General features: G+C 70.4%; 11 protein-coding genes, 4 pseudogenes and 1 CRISPR repeat array. Of the genes and pseudogenes, 7 read left to right on the top strand and 8 right to left on the bottom strand.

All coding sequences use genetic code 11. From position 1 onward, the window contains the following. A pseudogene (locus tag ACIPSA_RS43165) lies at positions 1-156 on the bottom strand (HD domain-containing protein); the annotation flags it as partial. Between the two features lie 180 nt (positions 157-336). Further along, a CRISPR array of direct repeats spans positions 337-1,279; the repeat unit is 29 nt; unit sequence GTCCTCCCCGCCGACGCGGGGGTGTTCCG. 216 nt (positions 1,280-1,495) lie between these two features. Here ACIPSA_RS43165 and ACIPSA_RS43160 point away from each other — a divergent pair. Next, positions 1,496-1,987: a hypothetical protein gene (locus ACIPSA_RS43160; RefSeq protein ID WP_402645548.1), complete on the top strand. Its 492-nt coding sequence runs from the start codon at positions 1,496-1,498 to the stop codon at positions 1,985-1,987. 157 nt (positions 1,988-2,144) lie between these two features. Here ACIPSA_RS43160 and ACIPSA_RS43155 read toward each other — a convergent pair whose 3' ends face one another. Together ACIPSA_RS43155 and ACIPSA_RS43150 are read right to left on the bottom strand one after the other, a co-directional pair. Continuing rightward, positions 2,145-2,891 (bottom strand): MBL fold metallo-hydrolase, encoded by a 747-nt coding sequence (locus ACIPSA_RS43155; RefSeq protein WP_402645546.1) that lies wholly within the window; start codon positions 2,889-2,891, stop codon positions 2,145-2,147. Between the two features lie 93 nt (positions 2,892-2,984). Then, positions 2,985-3,959, bottom strand: a complete 975-nt coding sequence (locus ACIPSA_RS43150; protein WP_402645544.1) for a GlxA family transcriptional regulator — start codon at positions 3,957-3,959, stop codon at positions 2,985-2,987. A gap of 311 nt (positions 3,960-4,270) precedes the next feature. Between ACIPSA_RS43150 and ACIPSA_RS43145 the strand changes: the two genes are divergently transcribed. Beyond that, positions 4,271-4,705 carry a transposase gene (locus tag ACIPSA_RS43145; protein ID WP_402645542.1) on the top strand — a complete coding sequence of 145 codons (435 nt, stop codon included), beginning with the start codon at positions 4,271-4,273 and terminating at the stop codon, positions 4,703-4,705. Between the two features lie 161 nt (positions 4,706-4,866). Here ACIPSA_RS43145 and ACIPSA_RS43140 read toward each other — a convergent pair whose 3' ends face one another. After that, positions 4,867-5,277 (bottom strand): hypothetical protein, encoded by a 411-nt coding sequence (locus ACIPSA_RS43140; protein WP_402645540.1) that lies wholly within the window; start codon positions 5,275-5,277, stop codon positions 4,867-4,869. A gap of 39 nt (positions 5,278-5,316) precedes the next feature. Here ACIPSA_RS43140 and ACIPSA_RS43135 point away from each other — a divergent pair. The 4 genes and pseudogenes from ACIPSA_RS43135 to ACIPSA_RS43120 form a co-directional block, all read left to right on the top strand. Then, positions 5,317-5,529, top strand: a pseudogene (locus ACIPSA_RS43135) (hypothetical protein); the annotation flags it as partial. A 157-nt stretch (positions 5,530-5,686) separates the two neighbouring features. Further along, positions 5,687-7,114: a glycoside hydrolase family 16 protein gene (locus ACIPSA_RS43130; protein ID WP_402645537.1), complete on the top strand. Its 1,428-nt coding sequence runs from the start codon at positions 5,687-5,689 to the stop codon at positions 7,112-7,114. 15 nt (positions 7,115-7,129) lie between these two features. Beyond that, positions 7,130-8,659 carry a glycoside hydrolase family 64 protein gene (locus ACIPSA_RS43125; RefSeq protein ID WP_402645534.1) on the top strand — a complete coding sequence of 510 codons (1,530 nt, stop codon included), beginning with the start codon at positions 7,130-7,132 and terminating at the stop codon, positions 8,657-8,659. Between the two features lie 215 nt (positions 8,660-8,874). After that, positions 8,875-9,894, top strand: a pseudogene (locus tag ACIPSA_RS43120) (glycoside hydrolase family 16 protein); the annotation flags it as partial. On the opposite strand, the gene ACIPSA_RS43115 reads toward ACIPSA_RS43120, so the two are convergent. Further along, positions 9,858-10,886, bottom strand: coding sequence for a hypothetical protein (locus tag ACIPSA_RS43115; RefSeq protein WP_402645533.1), 1,029 nt, complete (start codon positions 10,884-10,886; stop codon positions 9,858-9,860). The pseudogene ACIPSA_RS43120 and the gene ACIPSA_RS43115 overlap by 37 nt on opposite strands. Further along, complete coding sequence (locus ACIPSA_RS43110; RefSeq protein WP_402645530.1) at positions 10,883-12,319, bottom strand: hypothetical protein; 1,437 nt, start codon at positions 12,317-12,319, stop codon at positions 10,883-10,885. The genes ACIPSA_RS43115 and ACIPSA_RS43110 overlap by 4 nt, the downstream gene beginning before the upstream one ends. Before the next feature lie 706 nt (positions 12,320-13,025). Here ACIPSA_RS43110 and ACIPSA_RS43105 point away from each other — a divergent pair. Beyond that, complete coding sequence (locus tag ACIPSA_RS43105; protein WP_402645528.1) at positions 13,026-13,634, top strand: hypothetical protein; 609 nt, start codon at positions 13,026-13,028, stop codon at positions 13,632-13,634. A 719-nt stretch (positions 13,635-14,353) separates the two neighbouring features. Here the strand turns inward: ACIPSA_RS43105 and ACIPSA_RS43100 are convergent. Together ACIPSA_RS43100 and ACIPSA_RS43095 are read right to left on the bottom strand one after the other, a co-directional pair. Beyond that, positions 14,354-14,515 carry an integrase core domain-containing protein gene (locus ACIPSA_RS43100; RefSeq protein WP_402645525.1) on the bottom strand — a complete coding sequence of 54 codons (162 nt, stop codon included), beginning with the start codon at positions 14,513-14,515 and terminating at the stop codon, positions 14,354-14,356. 5 nt (positions 14,516-14,520) lie between these two features. After that, a pseudogene (locus ACIPSA_RS43095) lies at positions 14,521-15,189 on the bottom strand (helix-turn-helix domain-containing protein); the annotation flags it as partial. Between the last annotated feature and the right edge of the window lie 205 nt (positions 15,190-15,394).

Below are 15,394 nucleotides of genomic sequence, written 5' to 3'. Positions count from 1 at the left end.
CACCCGACGCTGGTTCCCGGAGAGATAGCGGTCCCATAGGAACAAAGCCATGGCCGCGGCATCGAGGAGATGCCTGATCAACGGATACGCTGGCAACGCTGGATCCAGCCCCCGCGATTTCCCCCAAACCGACTCATCCACAACAGGGCGGTGCATGCGAACCTCCTCGAAACGCTGCCGCGAGGCAACCATGAGGCACTGACAACGACTACCGTCAGAGTTCAGGCCAAAACGCCGAGCACACACGCATCACCACGCCGGGAGGCGCCAGGTGCTTTCCGAGCAGGCGAAAGCAAAGAAAGTACAAAGGCTCCGCTGAGTCGCAGGTCAGGAAGTGTCCTCCCCGCCGACGCGGGGTTGTTCCCACGCTGATGCTGCCCGGCGGCGGCGTCTCCTTGTCCTCCCCGCCGACGCGGGGTTGTTCCGGCCGCGCTCGTCGTGCCCGGCCACATGCTCGAGTCCTCCCCGCCGACGCGGGGGTGTTCCGCCCCGTCGGCCGACGACGCCGAACCCCGGGACGTCCTCCCCGCCGACGCGGGGGTGTTCCGAAACCGGATGGCACGTGGGGGTCTGAGCCCGGGTCCTCCCCGCCGACGCGGGGGTGTTCCGTCGCCGGCCGGTCCAACGCCACGCTCCGGGCGTCCTCCCCGCCGACGCGGGGGTGTTCCGCCGCCTACAACCGGGTCAAGACGCAACTCGAAGTCCTCCCCGCCGACGCGGGGGTGTTCCGCGCTGGGCACCCGCGCCGGCCGAGACGATCGCGTCCTCCCCGCCGACGCGGGGGTGTTCCGCCGGCGTTCATCTTCCCGGCGATCGCTGACGCGTCCTCCCCGCCGACGCGGGGGTGTTCCGAGGCCGCGCCGGACGCTCACCGATGTGACGGAGTCCTCCCCGCCGACGCGGGGGTGTTCCGTCGACGAGGTTGATGTCACCCGCGGTGCCCACGTCCTCCCCGCCGACGCGGGGGTGATCCGGCAATGCCTCCGGCGACCGCGGCCACGTCACAGTCCTCCCCGCCGACGCGGGGGTGTTCCGATCGTGACCCGTCCGTGTCCGCTCATGTCCTTGTCCTCCCCGCCGACGCGGGGGTGTTCCGGGCGACACGGGCGATCGGGGTCCGGCGGGGCCGTCCTCCCCGCCGACGCGGGGGTGTTCCGTCGGCCGCGCGGATCGTGCTGGAGGCGAAGGCGTCCTCCCCGCCGACGCGGGGGTGTTCCGTGGGCGCCCAGGGTGCCGAACGAGAAGCTCGGGTCCTCCCCGCCGACGCGGGGGTATTCCGGTTTCCCGACCACCGCACCGGCACCCCCGCCCAGATCGACCGCGGAGCCAGCCCATCTCGCACGACCGATCTACAGCTCGATCTCCAGTTCTTCGATGTCGGTGAACTCGACCTCCAGGCCGTGCGCGCGGCGGCCGCGGTCGCGGAAGTACATCTCCCCCAGGCCCTCGGCGAGGATCGCCCGCAGCTGCTGGTCGGTGGCGCCGGCAGCCAGGCGTGCGCCTGACGCCGGAGAACGGCTTCAACTCGATGTCGGACTCCGACCCGCAGGGCCACTTCGAATACACCCTGGGGCAGCTGAGTGCCCGAGGCCTGGCGTACGCGCACGTCCTGGAAGGCAACATGGCGACGAAGACCGCTTCCGTCGACTACCGCGCGCTGCGGACAAGGTTCACCGGAGCGTTCATCGCCAACAACGGCTACGACCTCGCGCGCGCCCAGGCGACGGTGGACGCCGGGGACGCCGACCTGGTCGCCTTCGGCACGCCGTTCGTGGCCAACCCGGACCTGGTCCGCCGCTACCGGGACAACCTGCCTCTGGCCGCAGCCGACCCGACCACGTTCTACGGCGGCGGGGAGGCCGGCTACACCGACTATCCGTCCTACCGGGGCGACGAAACCCGGACTCGCGAGAACGCAGCCGCGGCCGATGCCCAGTCCGGCATGCCGCCGCACCTGGCTCTGCAGGACCTGCCGACGGTCGGCTGACGCGCCTGCCGGCCTCGGGCCGCTCGGGCAGGTTCACCGGCGTCACCGGCACGCCGGGTGGGGCGGGCCGGCCCCGGACACCGCTGCCGCCAAGCCGGCAGGCCGTTGCCGGTCGGCGCCAGGGGCCGTCCCGCTGCCGGGCTGCGGACATGGTGCGTCACTCATTTCGCGTGGTGAGACGCCCGGCGGCGTCGAGTCGTGCGAGGCGGTCGCGTTCCCTGTCGGCCCACTGCCGTACCCGGTCGGCGTCGAGCGGGGTGCCGTGGCCGACGTGGAGGGCGGTGGGGTTGAGGGCGAGCATCCGGCGAAGGCTGGCGAGATTCTGCCGGGGGTCGTCGTGGAAGGGCGGGTTGGCGGGCTTGCCGGGGACCAGGCCCATGAACGACCCTGCGATCAGGTCGCCGGCGACGAGGTCTCCGTCGTCAGTGAGGACGGAGACCGATCCGGCAGTGTGGCCGGGGGTGGGCATGATGCGCGCCGCAAGCCCGAAGTCCTCCAGGCTCGACTCGCCGCGGATCAGCACGGCAGGTTCGAAGGGTTCGGCCTGGACGTGGAGCTTCTTGTTGCGGGCCATGAGGCGGCCCATCGGGCCGGTGGGCAGGTACGGTTCACGGACCCGGCCGGAGCAGTACGGCCCGAGGTCGGCGACGTGCCCGGCGACGGGCGCGCCGGTGAGCCGGTGCAGTTCGGCGGCGGAGCCGAAGTGGTCGATGTGGCCGTGGGTGATGACGATCAGCGAGATGTCGGCGGGGTCGACGCCGCGAGCGGTGACCTGGTCGAGGATCTTCTGGCCGCTGCCGGGGGTTCCGGCATCGACGATGACGGGCCGGCGGCCGAGCAAGAGGTAGGCGTTGATGTTGTGCCGGCCCATGACCGGGATCGGGACGACCTTCGTGCTGGACATGGCTTTCCTCCGGAGTGTGCTGGTCGATGCCACCCTGTGCGGGCATGGCGAAGCTCGGCCGGTGATTCCGGCAGGTGGTGTGGGTGGGGTGGGTCAGAAGCGGCGGCGGTACTCGGCCGGGGTGGTGCCAAGCCGCCGCCTGAATACGCGGTGCAGCGTCTCCACGGAGCCGAGGCCGCTGGCGGTGGAGACCTCGGGCAGGCTCCGGTCGCTGTCCTCCAGCAGTCGCCGGGCCGCCTCCAGCCTGGCCGCCTCCACGTAGGCGGCCGGTGTCGTGGAGGTGCGCTGGTGGAACAGCCGGGTGAAATGGCGCACGCTCAGGTGTGTCCGGGCCGCGAGGACTTCGAGGGAGAGGTCCTCGGTGAGGTGTTCGGCGATCCACCTGCGCAGCTCGTCGATCCGGTCATCCTCGGAGCTCTGAACGGACAGAGGCACGCTGAACTGGCTCTGCCCGCCGGAGCGTTTGACGTACATCACCATCATCCGGGCCGTCGCGAGCGCGAGGTCCTGGCCATGGTCCTCGGCGACCATGGCCAGCGCCATGTCCATCCCGGAGGTGACGCCGGCGCAGGTCCACACCTGCCCGTCCCGGATGAAGATCGGATCGGGGTCGACCCGGACGCTGGGGTGTTCGGCGGCCAACCGGTCAGCGGTGAGCCAGTGTGTGGTGGCCGGGCGGCAGTCGAGCAGCCCGGCGGCGGCCAGCAGGTGTGCTCCCGCGCAGATCGATCCGATCCGCCGGGCCCGGGGTGCAGCGCGACGCAGCCAGTGGGTGACCTCGTGGTCGATCACGGGCTCCACGCCGCCGTCGACGAGCTCGATCGCCCCCGACACCAGCAGGGTGTCGATCGGGCCGGTCACGTCGTCGAGGGCCAGGTCGGCCATCAGCCGGACGCCGCTGGAGGTGGTCACCGGCCCGCCGTCGGCCGTCGCGATCCGCACGAGGTAGCCGGGCCGGTCGGCCCCGGCGACCCGGGAGGCGACGGAGAACACCTCGGCGGGGCCGGTGGCGTCCAGCAGCTCGATGCCGGGGAAGGCGACGATCACGACGCGGTGGGGTTGGGGCATGCCCTGATCATCCGCCCGGCCGGACATGGCTGCAATGACCAGGATCTGTCACATCAGGCCATCGAGAGGGGTGGCCGGACCCGCACGCTGATCAGCGCCCTGGCCGGATCCTGACACTCAGTCCGCTTCCGCCGCGTCGTCCTCGTCCACAGCCTCCGCCGGGTCTCGTAGGGGCCGCAGCCCGCCGTCGGCCGGACCGATGGTGCGGAAGATGCGCGAGCTCACCGGTACGAGCCCCGGTCTGCCTTCCGGCGGGAGAGTTCGGCAGCGTAGGCGGCGCGCGTGGATGCCGATTCCTGCGTGCCGCGCAGGTGATCCTCGCGGAGATCGGCGACGACATCGCCCGGTTCCCCAGCGCGGCCGACCTGGCCTCCTGGGCCGGCGTCAGCCCCGGCAACCACCACTCTGGCGGCCGGCAGGGCAGCGGCAAGACCCGGCACGGCGACCCCTGGCTCAAGGCAGCCCTTGGCCAAGCCGCCGTCTCCGCCTCGCGCACCAAGGACACCTACCTCGCCGCCCGCTACCGGCGCATCGTCGCCCGCCGCGGCAAGAAGAGAGCCCTGGTCGCCCTGGAGCACTCGGTCCTCACCGCCGTCTGGCACATGTTCACCCGCGACACCGAATACGCCGACCTCGGCGGCCAGTACTTCATCGAACGCACCGGCCGAGCCAGGCAGACCCGACGTCTGGTGAGCCAACTCAACCAACTCGGCTACCAAGTGACCCTCCAAGCAGAAGGAGCCTGACCAGCGGCTACGGACACGGGACGGGGGATTTTCGAATCAGGCGGGCCGCCCTCACGGCGGTGGACGAGCCGATGCAGCATGCGCCGCAGTTCTGCCCAGACGGCGCGCGATTCGTATCCGAACATGGTCCGCTCCCATCGCTGCGGCCGGGCTCATCGCCCTCAGGCGCGCCGCCCCACCAGCGGGGGCAGGAGGCTGTCCCCCGGCCAGAAGGGCTGCTCGGTCGCAATGCCGGTGAGGTACATGCCGACTTCGTCCAGGACCGCGGCGCGCTCCGAAGAGCCGTAGACAACGAAGTCGTCGGCCGCGGCGTCATAGGCGCGGGCGTGGCTGTGGGGCCCCGTGCAGACGAGGGCGCGCGCGATCTCGGGCAGGCCGAGGCTGAGGGCGTCGCAGTCCCCGGAGCGGACGAGCTGCAGCAGGTGGGTGGTGACGCTCTCCCAGTCGCCGACAGTCGGCCAGTCGGCGCCGCCGTTCAGTTCGTGGGTGAGGGTGGCCAGCGGGATGATCTCGCCCGGCTGCCTTCCTTGGGTGAGGAGGTCGTGGATGCGGGCACCGTCGGGCTGGCGCACCTGCGGGTGGAGCAGCGAGTCTGCGGCCACCACGGTGTCGGACACGAGAACACCAGCCACGGCTGCGTCGGCCTGCACGACGCCAAGGGCGCGAACGACAGCTCCGTGGCGGGCTACAGGTTCTACGAAAGCTCGATGCTCGGCGACGTGGTGATCGTGAAGAACTCGGGCGAGAGGACCGTGGAGCCGTCGAACGGCCTGAACGGCTGGAACCTGTCCTGGGCGGACTGGAAGGACGGCAGCGCGCTCTAGCCCGTCCACGCCTTCACCGGGTGAACTCCCCTGCGCCGGAAGGACTTTCTTTGTTTTAACTCTTGACGGTCGGAGGGTGCGAGAGCACAGTGACCGCACCTTGAGAGCGCTCTCAAGAGCACCCGCGCACATCCCTCCGTACCCGAGAGGCCTCCCCATGAGCGCAACCTCCGGCATACCCACACGGCGCCCCCTCGGGCGGGCGCTCGTCGCCGTGCTCTGCACACTCGGCCTGGCCGCAGCCGTCGCCACGGCCGCCGCCCTCCCCGCGGACGCGTCCGCCCCCACCCCACCGTCCGGCTGGTCCCAGGTCTTCCTCGACGACTTCAACGGGCCCGCCGGATCGGGCATCAACACGGCCAACTGGCAGTACACGACGGGCACGAGCTACCCCGGCGGGCCCGCCGGCTTCGGCACCGGGGAGGTCGAGACGATGACCTCCAGCACCAGCAACGTCTCGCTCGACGGCGCCGGAAACCTCAGGATCACCCCACGGCGCGACACCGCGGGCAACTGGACGTCCGGCCGTGTCGAGACGAACCGCTCCGACTTCCAGCCGCCCGCCGGCAGCAAGCTGCGCGTCGAGGCCCGCCTCCAGATGCCGAACGTGACCGGCGCCGCCGCCAAGGGTTACTGGCCGGCCTTCTGGATGCTGGGCGCCCCCTACCGCGGCAACTGGTGGAACTGGCCCGGCGTGGGCGAACTGGACATCATGGAGAACGTCCAGGGCATCAACAACGAGTGGGCCACGATGCACTGCGGCACCAGCCCGGGCGGCCCCTGCAACGAGAAGTCCGGCATCGGCGGCCAGAAGGCCTGCGCGGGCACGACCTGCCAGGGCGGCTTCCACACCTACGCCGTCGAGTGGGACAGGTCGACCAGCCCCGAGGAGATGCGCTTCTACCTCGACGGCGTCAACTTCCACACGGTCAGGCAGAATCAGGTCGACGCGACGACCTGGGCCAACGCCACGAACCACGGCTACTTCATCATCCTGAACGTCGCGATGGGCGGCGAGTTCCCGGCGGCCTTCGGTGGCGGGCCCGACGGCGGCACCGACCCTGGTCACCCGCTCGTGGTCGACTACGTCCAGGTGCTCCGGTCGGCCGGCGGTGGCGGCACCACCCCGCCGCCGACCACCCCGCCGCCCACGACCCCACCGCCGTCCGGCAACCGTGACGCGTACAGCGCGATCCAGGCCGAGTCGTACGACGGCCAGGCCGGCGTCGGCACCGAGACCACCACCGACACGGGCGGCGGCCAGAACATCAGCACGCTCGCGAACGGCGACTACGCGCTGTACAAGGGCGTCGACTTCGGTTCCACGGCGGCCAGGCAGTTCTACGGCCGGGTCGCGAGCGGCGCGGCGGGCGGTGTCAGCGGACTGGTCGAGGTGCGCCTCGACAGCCGTACGAGCGCGCCGATCGGCAGCTTCGCGGTGGCCGACACCGGCGGCTGGCAGGCCTGGCGGACGGTGCCCGCGAACATCAGCTCCGTCACCGGAACGCACGACGTCTATCTGACCTTCACCAGCGGGCAGCCGGCCGACTTCGTGAACGTCAACTGGTTCGACTTCGGCCACTGACAAGGGAGTCGACCGATGACCACACACTCCCCGGCCAGGTCCGGAGCGCTCGGCCCCGGGGCCGGGCGGCTGGTGACGGCCGTCCTGACCGCCCTCCTCACGGTGCTGGCACTCGGCCTGGCCGGGGCGGCGCCCGCGAGGGCCGCCGCCGACTACACCCAAGGGGTCACCCCGGCCGGCACCGGCTCGGTCCAGATCTGGTTCAAGCCGGCCACACCCGCATCCCTTGTCGATGTGCACTACCTGTCGCCGACCGCCGGACAGCAGAACTTCCGGATGACGAACAACGCGGGCACCTGGCAGCAGAGCGTCAGCGGCCTGCCGGGCGGCTTCACACTGGAGTACTGGTTCACGTACGAGAAGAGCGGCCCGCTCTACGACACCCCGCACTTCACCTACACCGTCGGCAGCGGAGGCGGAGGTGACGGCGGTGGCGGCGGTGGCGGCAGCTTCCCGATCTCGTTCCAGAACAACACCCGTGGCGCGTACGCGAACTCACAGATCTACGTCACCGTGCTCGGCCAGGTGACGCCCGGTCAGTGGTCGTACATGAAGTCCGACGGGACGATGACGCACATCAATCACCTGGACGCCACCGCGCCCGGCCACCTGACCAAGAACGGCGTGAACTACCCGAACATGTCGTTCACGCTGGCCCAGTCGGGCGGCTCGGTGCCTTCACCCACATCGATCCGCGGCGGACGGATCTACGTGTCCCTCGGCTCCCCGCTGTACATCCCGGTGTCCCCGGACGACCAGGGCTGGGGCGGCCCCGACCTGCGCAATCCGAACGACCCCAACACGGACGTCTACTACGACTGGTACGAGTACACGTACGTCTTCGGACAGGTGTCCTTCGGCGGCAACACCACGCAGGTCGACCAGTTCGGCTTCCCGATGACCTCGCGGCTGACGCAGACCTCCAGCGGCTACGACACCACGCGGGGCATCACGCTGACCCGCGCCCAGGTCATGTCGCAGTACGCCGCCTCGGTGGGCGCGGCCTTCAGGCCGCTGCAGAACACGTACCGTATCGTCGCCCCGCGCTCCTCCAGCCTCTTCCTCGCGGGCGGCTCCCAGGCGAACTACCTCCAGGCGTACGTCGATCAGACCTGGTCCTACTACGCCGCCCACCCCTTCAAGCTCACCCGGCTCGGTGAGACCTTCTCGGGACAGGTCTCCGGGAACACCCTCACCTTCACCAAGAACGGCGCCGGTCCCTACACACTCGCCAAGCCGTCCTCCCCGGACGTCGTGGCCTGCGCGGGCGCGCTGGCCTCGGGCAGCGACCCGGAGAAGCAACTCGGCGCGGAGTTCTGCGCCGCGTTCAACCGGGGCGTGGCCCTCGACACCTCGGCCTGGTACACCCCGTCCGCCTACTACACCGGAGGCATCAAGAACGACTACGCCGCCTTCCTGCACACCGTCGGTCTCGACAAGCGTGCCTATGCCTTCCCCTACGACGACATCAACGACCAGTCGTCGGTGCAGATCCTGGGCAACGCGAACCCGCCGACCGGGCTGACGCTCGGCATCGGCTGGTGATCCACAGGTACTGAAGAGGGGGCGGGCCTTGCTGCCCGCCCCTTCGGCACACGGCGGCTTCACCGGGTGAACTCCACTGAGAAACAAGGAGTTTCTTTGTTTCAAGTCTTGACGACCCAGGGAGCTGAGAGCGCATTGGGCCCACTTTGAGAGCGCTCTCAGAAGTGGCTCTCGGAGGTCACCCGCGCATCTCCCCGTACCCGAGAGGCACCCCCATGAGTGAAACCTCCGGCATACCCAGACGGCGGCGGGCCCTCGTCGCCGTCCTCGCCACGTTCGGCCTCGCGGCCGCGGTGGCCACGGCCGCCACCCTGCCGGCCAACGCCTCCGCGCCCACGCCCCCGTCGGGCTGGACACAGGTCTTCCTGGACGACTTCAACGGCTCGGCGGGCACCGGCGTCAACACCTCGAACTGGCAGTACGACACCGGGACTTCGTATCCCGGCGGCCCCGCCAAGTGGGGCACCGGTGAGGTCGAGACGACGACGGCCGGCACGAACAACGTCTCGCTCGACGGCAACGGCAACCTCCGCATCACCCCGGTGCGCGACTCGGCCGGCCACTGGACATCGGGCCGCATCGAGACCACCCGCACCGACTTCCAGCCCCCGGCCGGCGGCAAACTGCGCGTCGAGGCCCGCCTGCAGATGCCGAACGTCACCGGCACCGCGGCCGAGGGCTACTGGCCCGCGTTCTGGATGCTGGGCGCCCCCTACCGCGGCAACTACCAGAACTGGCCGGGCGTCGGCGAGCTGGACGTCATGGAGAACGTCCAGGGCCTGAACAAGGTCTGGGCCACCATGCACTGCGGCACCAACCCCGGCGGCCCCTGCAACGAGACCACCGGCATCGGCAACTCCGTCGCCTGCCCGAACACCACCTGCCAGTCCGGCTTCCACACCTACACGATGGAGTGGGACCGCTCGGTGAGCCCCGAGGCGATCCGCTTCTACGTCGACGGCGTCAACTACCACACGGTGACCGCGAACCAGGTCGACGCGACGACCTGGGCCAACGCCACCGGCCACGGTTTCTTCGTCATCCTCAACGTGGCGATGGGCGGCGCCTTCCCGGACGCGCTCGGCGGCGGCCTGGACGGCGGCACCGAGTCCGGGCACCCGATGGTCGTCGACTACGTCCAGGTCCTGCAGTCCGGTGGGAGCGATACCACTCCCCCGCCCTCCGGCAACCGGGACGCCTACAGCGCCGTCCAGGCGGAGTCGTACGACAGCCAGATCTCCTGGGTTCCAGGGCCGGGGTAGTACGGCTCGTGCGCGAAGAGGAGACAGACATCCGGGGTGCGGTCGGCCGGGCCGGACTCGGGCTGGGGCATGAGCACAGTTCCCTTCAGCGGTGATGGGGCGGTCATGGGGCGAGGTGTCGACGGCCGGACGCTCGGTGAGTGCAAGCTGAGGGGCCGCCCAAGGTCGCGGGTCTGGTCCTCGGCGGCGGTGGCGTCCTCGTGAGCGGTGCGCTCGATGATCTGGGCGACCTGGTGGGCGAGTTGCAGCATCAGCCGCTCGCGGGCGATGAGGCCCTCTGAGACCGCGCGGGTGTCCCGGGCCTGGAGCAGACTGGCGGCGTCCCACAGCAGGTTGTGGCCGATCTCGGCGGAGCGGCGCAGTTCGTAGCGGTCACTGCCGGCGGCGGCCTGGACGAGCGAGGCGTGCAAGGCGGCGAGGCGCTGCAGGTAGCGGCAGGCATCGTCGCCTTCGACGGTGTGGACGTGTTCGCGGGCCCAGATGTCCAGTCGGTCGGGCAGGTGTTCGGCGAGCAGCGGGGCGAGGAGCATCGCCGGGGCGACGTCGACGGGGACTGCGTGGCTCATGGCGACCAGGCCGGTGACCAGACTGACGAGCGCGGCGACCGCGGTGGAGAACCGCAGGGACCCGGGGACGCTGTCCGGGGCGATGCGCTGGGCGGGGCGCCTGGTCAGCCAGCGCAGGGCCAGGCGCTGCGTACGCGTGGCGGCTGGAGCGAGGACCGCGATCCGGTGGGGGATCTCGGGCGGGCTGCCGTCGCCGGGGACGGTCCAGGCGAGCCAGCCCCAGGGGGTGCGCTCGTGGACGAGCACCAGCTCGCAGGCGGCCGAGCAGGTGTGGTCGCGGACGTGGCCGGTCCGCAGGGCACAGGAGCGTTCTCTTTCCCACCGTCCCGGGTCGCGGGTGAAGGGGCGCTCGTGGTGCGCGGCCGCTGCCGGGGGTGGTGTGTGGAGCGTGGCTGTCACGGGCTGATTCCTTCCGGTTGGGCGGTGAGGGCGGAGGCGCACGTGGTGCAGCGGCCGTCGCAGTCGGGGTGGGCGCGCCGGGGTGTGGGGCCGGGGCAGGTGCGGCAGAACGGCCAGCCGAGGCAGGCCGGGCAGAGGTCCTCGCCGGGAGCGGTTCCGGGAACGCCGCAGCCGGCGCATTCGGTCAGGGCCCGGTAGGTCAGGGCCTCGCTCACCGTGCGCGCGGCCGCGGAGCCGGTCACCGGCTGCGGCGGCGGGTCGTCCCACACGGGCTGGTCGTGGTGGTCGGCCGCGCGGGTGGGCGGCGAGTAGGCCTGGGCGGCACGCAGGCGGGCAGCGATGATCGCGCCGACCGAGGTTCGCACCGGATGGGGCAGGGGCCGGGCAGCGATGACGTGCCGCAGCTGCTCGGCTCTCCAGCCGGATTCCAGCATCACGGTCACGACGCGGCCTTGGTCGGTCAGCGCCTGCCCGGTCAGCAGCAGCTCGGGGCGAGCCGCCCCGAGGTCGAGCAGCAGCCGGATCCCCGGGTGCATCCCATCCGCCGCGGGCGCGGCCGGCGGGGACGTCGGCGGGTCCGGCCGGTCCGTCCGTCCAGGTGCTCGCGACGCGTCGCCGCGGCACGGACGGAGGGGTCTGGTCTTCTGCTGAGTGGTCTTCTTTCTGTTGGTGTTCTTAGTGGACCGATCAGCCAACGTAGGGTCATCCACTGGTGGAAAACCCGACCCTGGTTGTGACCTGCTGCTGTGCAGAGCAGGCAGATCGGTGAGGAAGTACGCGGCCGCGCCGAGGGTGCCGTCTGGACCGCGCTCGCGTTCCCGGACCAGGAAGCCGTGCTTCTCCAGCTCCTTCAGCCCGCTCTTGACGGCTGAGTCCCCGTCGCGGCCACAGCGGGCGATGTCGGCAACCGTCATCCGCCAGCCGTCCCGGTGCGTGGAGAGCAGTCCGAACAGGCCCTTGGCCTTGAAGGACAACCGGGTGTCGCGGAAGAGCCCGTTGGCGATCTGGGTGAACTGATCGGCCGCCATCACGCCCCGACGGATCCCCGCCCCGAAGCCGACGTCGTGTTCGTCTTCGATCGCGAGGGTGGACGTGGCTTCCAGCAAGGCGACGTCGAGGGTGGCAGGGCGGTCGGTGATCGAGTAGACGACCTCGCCGAGCGTTCCGTTGGGGCGCCGCAGGCGTTCGCGGATGAGGTAGCCGTACCGTTCCAGTTCCTTCAGGCCGGCACGGACCGCCTCCCGCCCGTCGGGCCCGACCGCAACGAGGTGGGCGAGGGTGACCTGCCAGCCGTCCCGATGCGTGCTGACGTACCCGAAGATCCCCTTCGCCTTGAAGGAAAGCCGGCTGTCCCGGAACAGCCCGTTGGCGATCTGGGTGAACCGGTCCGCCGCCATCACGCCCCGGCGAACGCCTGCCCCGAAGCGGCTCACCGCCACGCCCCCGAAGCGGGCCGCGCGCGGTGGCCAAGGCAGCGCACCGGGCCCGCCGAGGTGGGGCGGTCGGCGGACCTGGGTGCGCGGGCGTGCGCGTGTTCCATGTCGCCAGCTCACCCGCCGACCCCGACCAGGCTGACGGCCACGAGCCCCGACCATCGATCACGATCCGGCAACGGACCCTTCTAGCTGCCGTGGTCGGGCTCATGGTCGGGCCGACCAACCACCTTCAACCCGGGCGCTCAGCGATTGCGCAGCCGACTGCGCAGCCCCGGACGGGCGTTGCGCAATCGGACTGCGCAACCGGTCGAGGATCCTGCGCAGTCGAGTTGTGCCGGGGAGGCTGCGCAGTCCGCCCGCGGGTTCCTGATCTTCTCTTGCGCAGGTCCGTCTGACGCACTGCGCAAGCGTCTGTCCTGGCCCGATCGGCTTCCGCCCGCGCATCGGTGTCCGGGCCCTGTGGCCGAGCGGCACGTGATCACACAGCGGTCGCCGGACCGGGCAACATGCGCCGGACGCGATGGCCTGCCGCCAGCTCGCGGCTGACCCGTGGTCGGGGTCATGGTCGGGCCGACCATGACCCCGACCACGGACTTCGTGTCCCCATCGTGACCGTGGTCGGGGGTTCGTGGTCGGTGGTCGGGTCGGGGTCGACGGGCCTTCTCGAGGTCAGAAACATCCGTTCTGACCTGGGAGTTTGACCATGCCTCCTGGCAAGCAGGCCTCACAGAGCGAGACCGCTGCCCCGATGGCGGCCGGCGCCCGGCTGGAGGCGATGCGCCGCCGCGTACGCCTCTCACGCGTGGCAGTCTGGACCGTCATCGCGGCCGGCCCCATCGCCCTCGCCGTCGCCGTCGCCTCCACCCCGACCACGGTCGCGGCAGCCCCCTCGGCCAAGCCCACCGCCCTGCGCACCGCGACATCCGCCACCGACCCGGGCGGCTATGCGCAGGTGTTCATCGGAGCGTGGCTGCGCAGCGACGCGAACGACGAGACGAGTGCGCAGGCGCGGCTTGCGCAGTCGACGGCGCCGGACGTCGAACTGCCCAACCCGGCCGCCGACGCGCAATCAGCGCCTCAGTTGGTCACGGCGGTACGCAACGCGCACCGCGCGGACGGCGCGCGGGCGGTGACGGTGGCTGCGCAGTTCACGCAGATCGCCAACGGGCCCTGCATCCGGGCCACTCGCCCACCCCACCTCGGCGAGGCCGGTGGGCTTCCACGCCTGCCATGCGAACCGGCCATGTCCGCGACCACACCCGCGTCTTTCAGAAAGAGCCGCAGCGTCCCACTTGGGCCGGCGACCGGATAAACAGTGTCGGTCTCCGGTTCAAACGCGATTACGACCTGAACCTGGCCACAGTGTGGCCGGGCGTCTGGCAGCTCCTTCCAGACGCCCCGCGCCAACAGCTTGAGGCCGCCCGCGCAGCGCTCGGCCGTGCGGCCTTACTCGTCGGCTGGGCAGCGCTCTACGCGCTGCTCGGCGTGCTGTGGTGGCCCGCCCTGCCACTGGCCGCTGCCATGCTCGTCACGGCGCGCTTCAGGTTCCACGCGGCCATCGACGCCTACGCTTCCCTCGTCGAGGCGTCGGTCCATCTGTACGCCTCCGAACTCGCCCAGCGGAGTCGAATACACGGGGATGCTCAGTCGACGGACCGGCTGGGAAATGACCTGCCTCTTGCAGGGCAGGCGTCACCTCATCGAATTGACTGGACATCAGCCACAAACCTGAATCGCAGAGGCATCCGGTGGCCACGGCGATCGAGGACCAGCTGGGCATGTCTTCAGCCAACAATACGACGGCTTCGTAGATGCGCAGGCCGCCGAATTTCGGCGTGAACTCCTCCGGCGGTAGTCAGCCGCCAGGGCACGGAGCGGTTCATGCAGCCGCATCAGCAAAGGTGCCAGCCCGGCCCGCTTGCTTCAGCCAGGCTCGGATCTGAGCTGTCCCGAGTTTCGTAGCGGCCAGCTTGCGTGTTTTCAGGCTGTTTTCTCAGTGGCCAAGAATCGGTAGTACTGGGCCTCGAACTCCTAGGGCGGGAGGTAGTCGAGGGCGGAGTGCAGGCGCTCGGTGCTGTACCAGCCGACCCACTGCACGACGGCGCGTTCAACCTGGTCAGCGTCCCGCCATGGACCTTGGTGCTCGATCAGCTCGGCCTGAAAGTGCCGTTGAGCTAGTCGGGGTACTTCCAAGGCCGCAGGTGCGTGACCCCGTGCAGGCGGGTGTAGGTCGCCCGTCGGCGGGGCCTTCGTTCGCCGTCGCGGTGCTTGTGTCGGCCGCCGCGTTCGACCTACTGACGGCCGGGGTGGGGCTGGAGGTTGAGCGGCCCGAGCTCGTCCAGGCAGAAGACGACATCGGGTTCGCCTTCCTCGGGTATGACCTCGCCGTCGGCGATCGCGTAGAGGTGTTCGACGCGGGTCTTCTTGGTGGCGTGGTCAGGTTCGCGGGAGGTCTTCCAGGTCGTCACGCGTTGAAAGGAGACGCCCTCTTCGCGGAGCAGGACCCGAAGGCCCTCGTGGCCGATGTCGTCGACCACCCCCTCGGCGACCAGGAAGCCGGCCAGCTTGGCCAGGCTCCAGGTCGAGAACGGCAAGCCCTGCTCGGCCGGCTTGGACTTGGCAATCTTCTTGATCTCGCGCCGTTCGGGCAGGGTGAACGTCCTCGGCCGGCCGCCCTTGTTCTTCGGGCAGAGGGAGTCGAAGCCGTCGGCGTTGAAGTTGTGGACCGGGTCGCGGACTCGGTCCTTGCTGGTGAACCTCGCCCCGGCGATCTTCCCCACCGGCCTGCCCTGCGCGGACAGGAGCACCATCTGGGCCCGCAGCCAGGTCCCCAGTGCCCCAGTGCCCCGGCGAACGATCCGCAGCAGCCGCTGCCCGTCGTCGTCATCGATCTCACGGACCGTACGCGTTCAGCCACGTGATCATTCTGACTGCCCGGAGCTACCGGCCGCAGCAACCGAGCGACCAGCGGGGGCGTCCCGCTCACCGAACGCAATAGCGCCAGCTGGCTCCCAAACCGCGGACACCGTCTACGACCGCTGCCACGACGTTGGGGAGCGCACCCTCTCGCCG

Source organism: Streptomyces sp. NPDC086549 (assembly GCF_044746205.1).
In the GTDB taxonomy this organism is placed as follows: domain Bacteria; phylum Actinomycetota; class Actinomycetes; order Streptomycetales; family Streptomycetaceae; genus Streptomyces.
Note: the sequence above shows the minus strand (reverse complement) of the source record. Positions and strands in the feature narration are given on the sequence as shown.

Coding starts and splice junctions, on each gene's coding strand:
- ACIPSA_RS43155 (WP_402645546.1), bottom strand. CDS start 2,891: ATGTCCAGCACGAAGGTCGTCCCGATCCCGGTCATGGGCCGGCACAAC.
- ACIPSA_RS43150 (WP_402645544.1), bottom strand. CDS start 3,959: ATGCCCCAACCCCACCGCGTCGTGATCGTCGCCTTCCCCGGCATCGAG.
- ACIPSA_RS43130 (WP_402645537.1), top strand. CDS start 5,687: ATGAGCGCAACCTCCGGCATACCCACACGGCGCCCCCTCGGGCGGGCG.
- ACIPSA_RS43125 (WP_402645534.1), top strand. CDS start 7,130: ATGACCACACACTCCCCGGCCAGGTCCGGAGCGCTCGGCCCCGGGGCC.
- ACIPSA_RS43105 (WP_402645528.1), top strand. CDS start 13,026: ATGCCTCCTGGCAAGCAGGCCTCACAGAGCGAGACCGCTGCCCCGATG.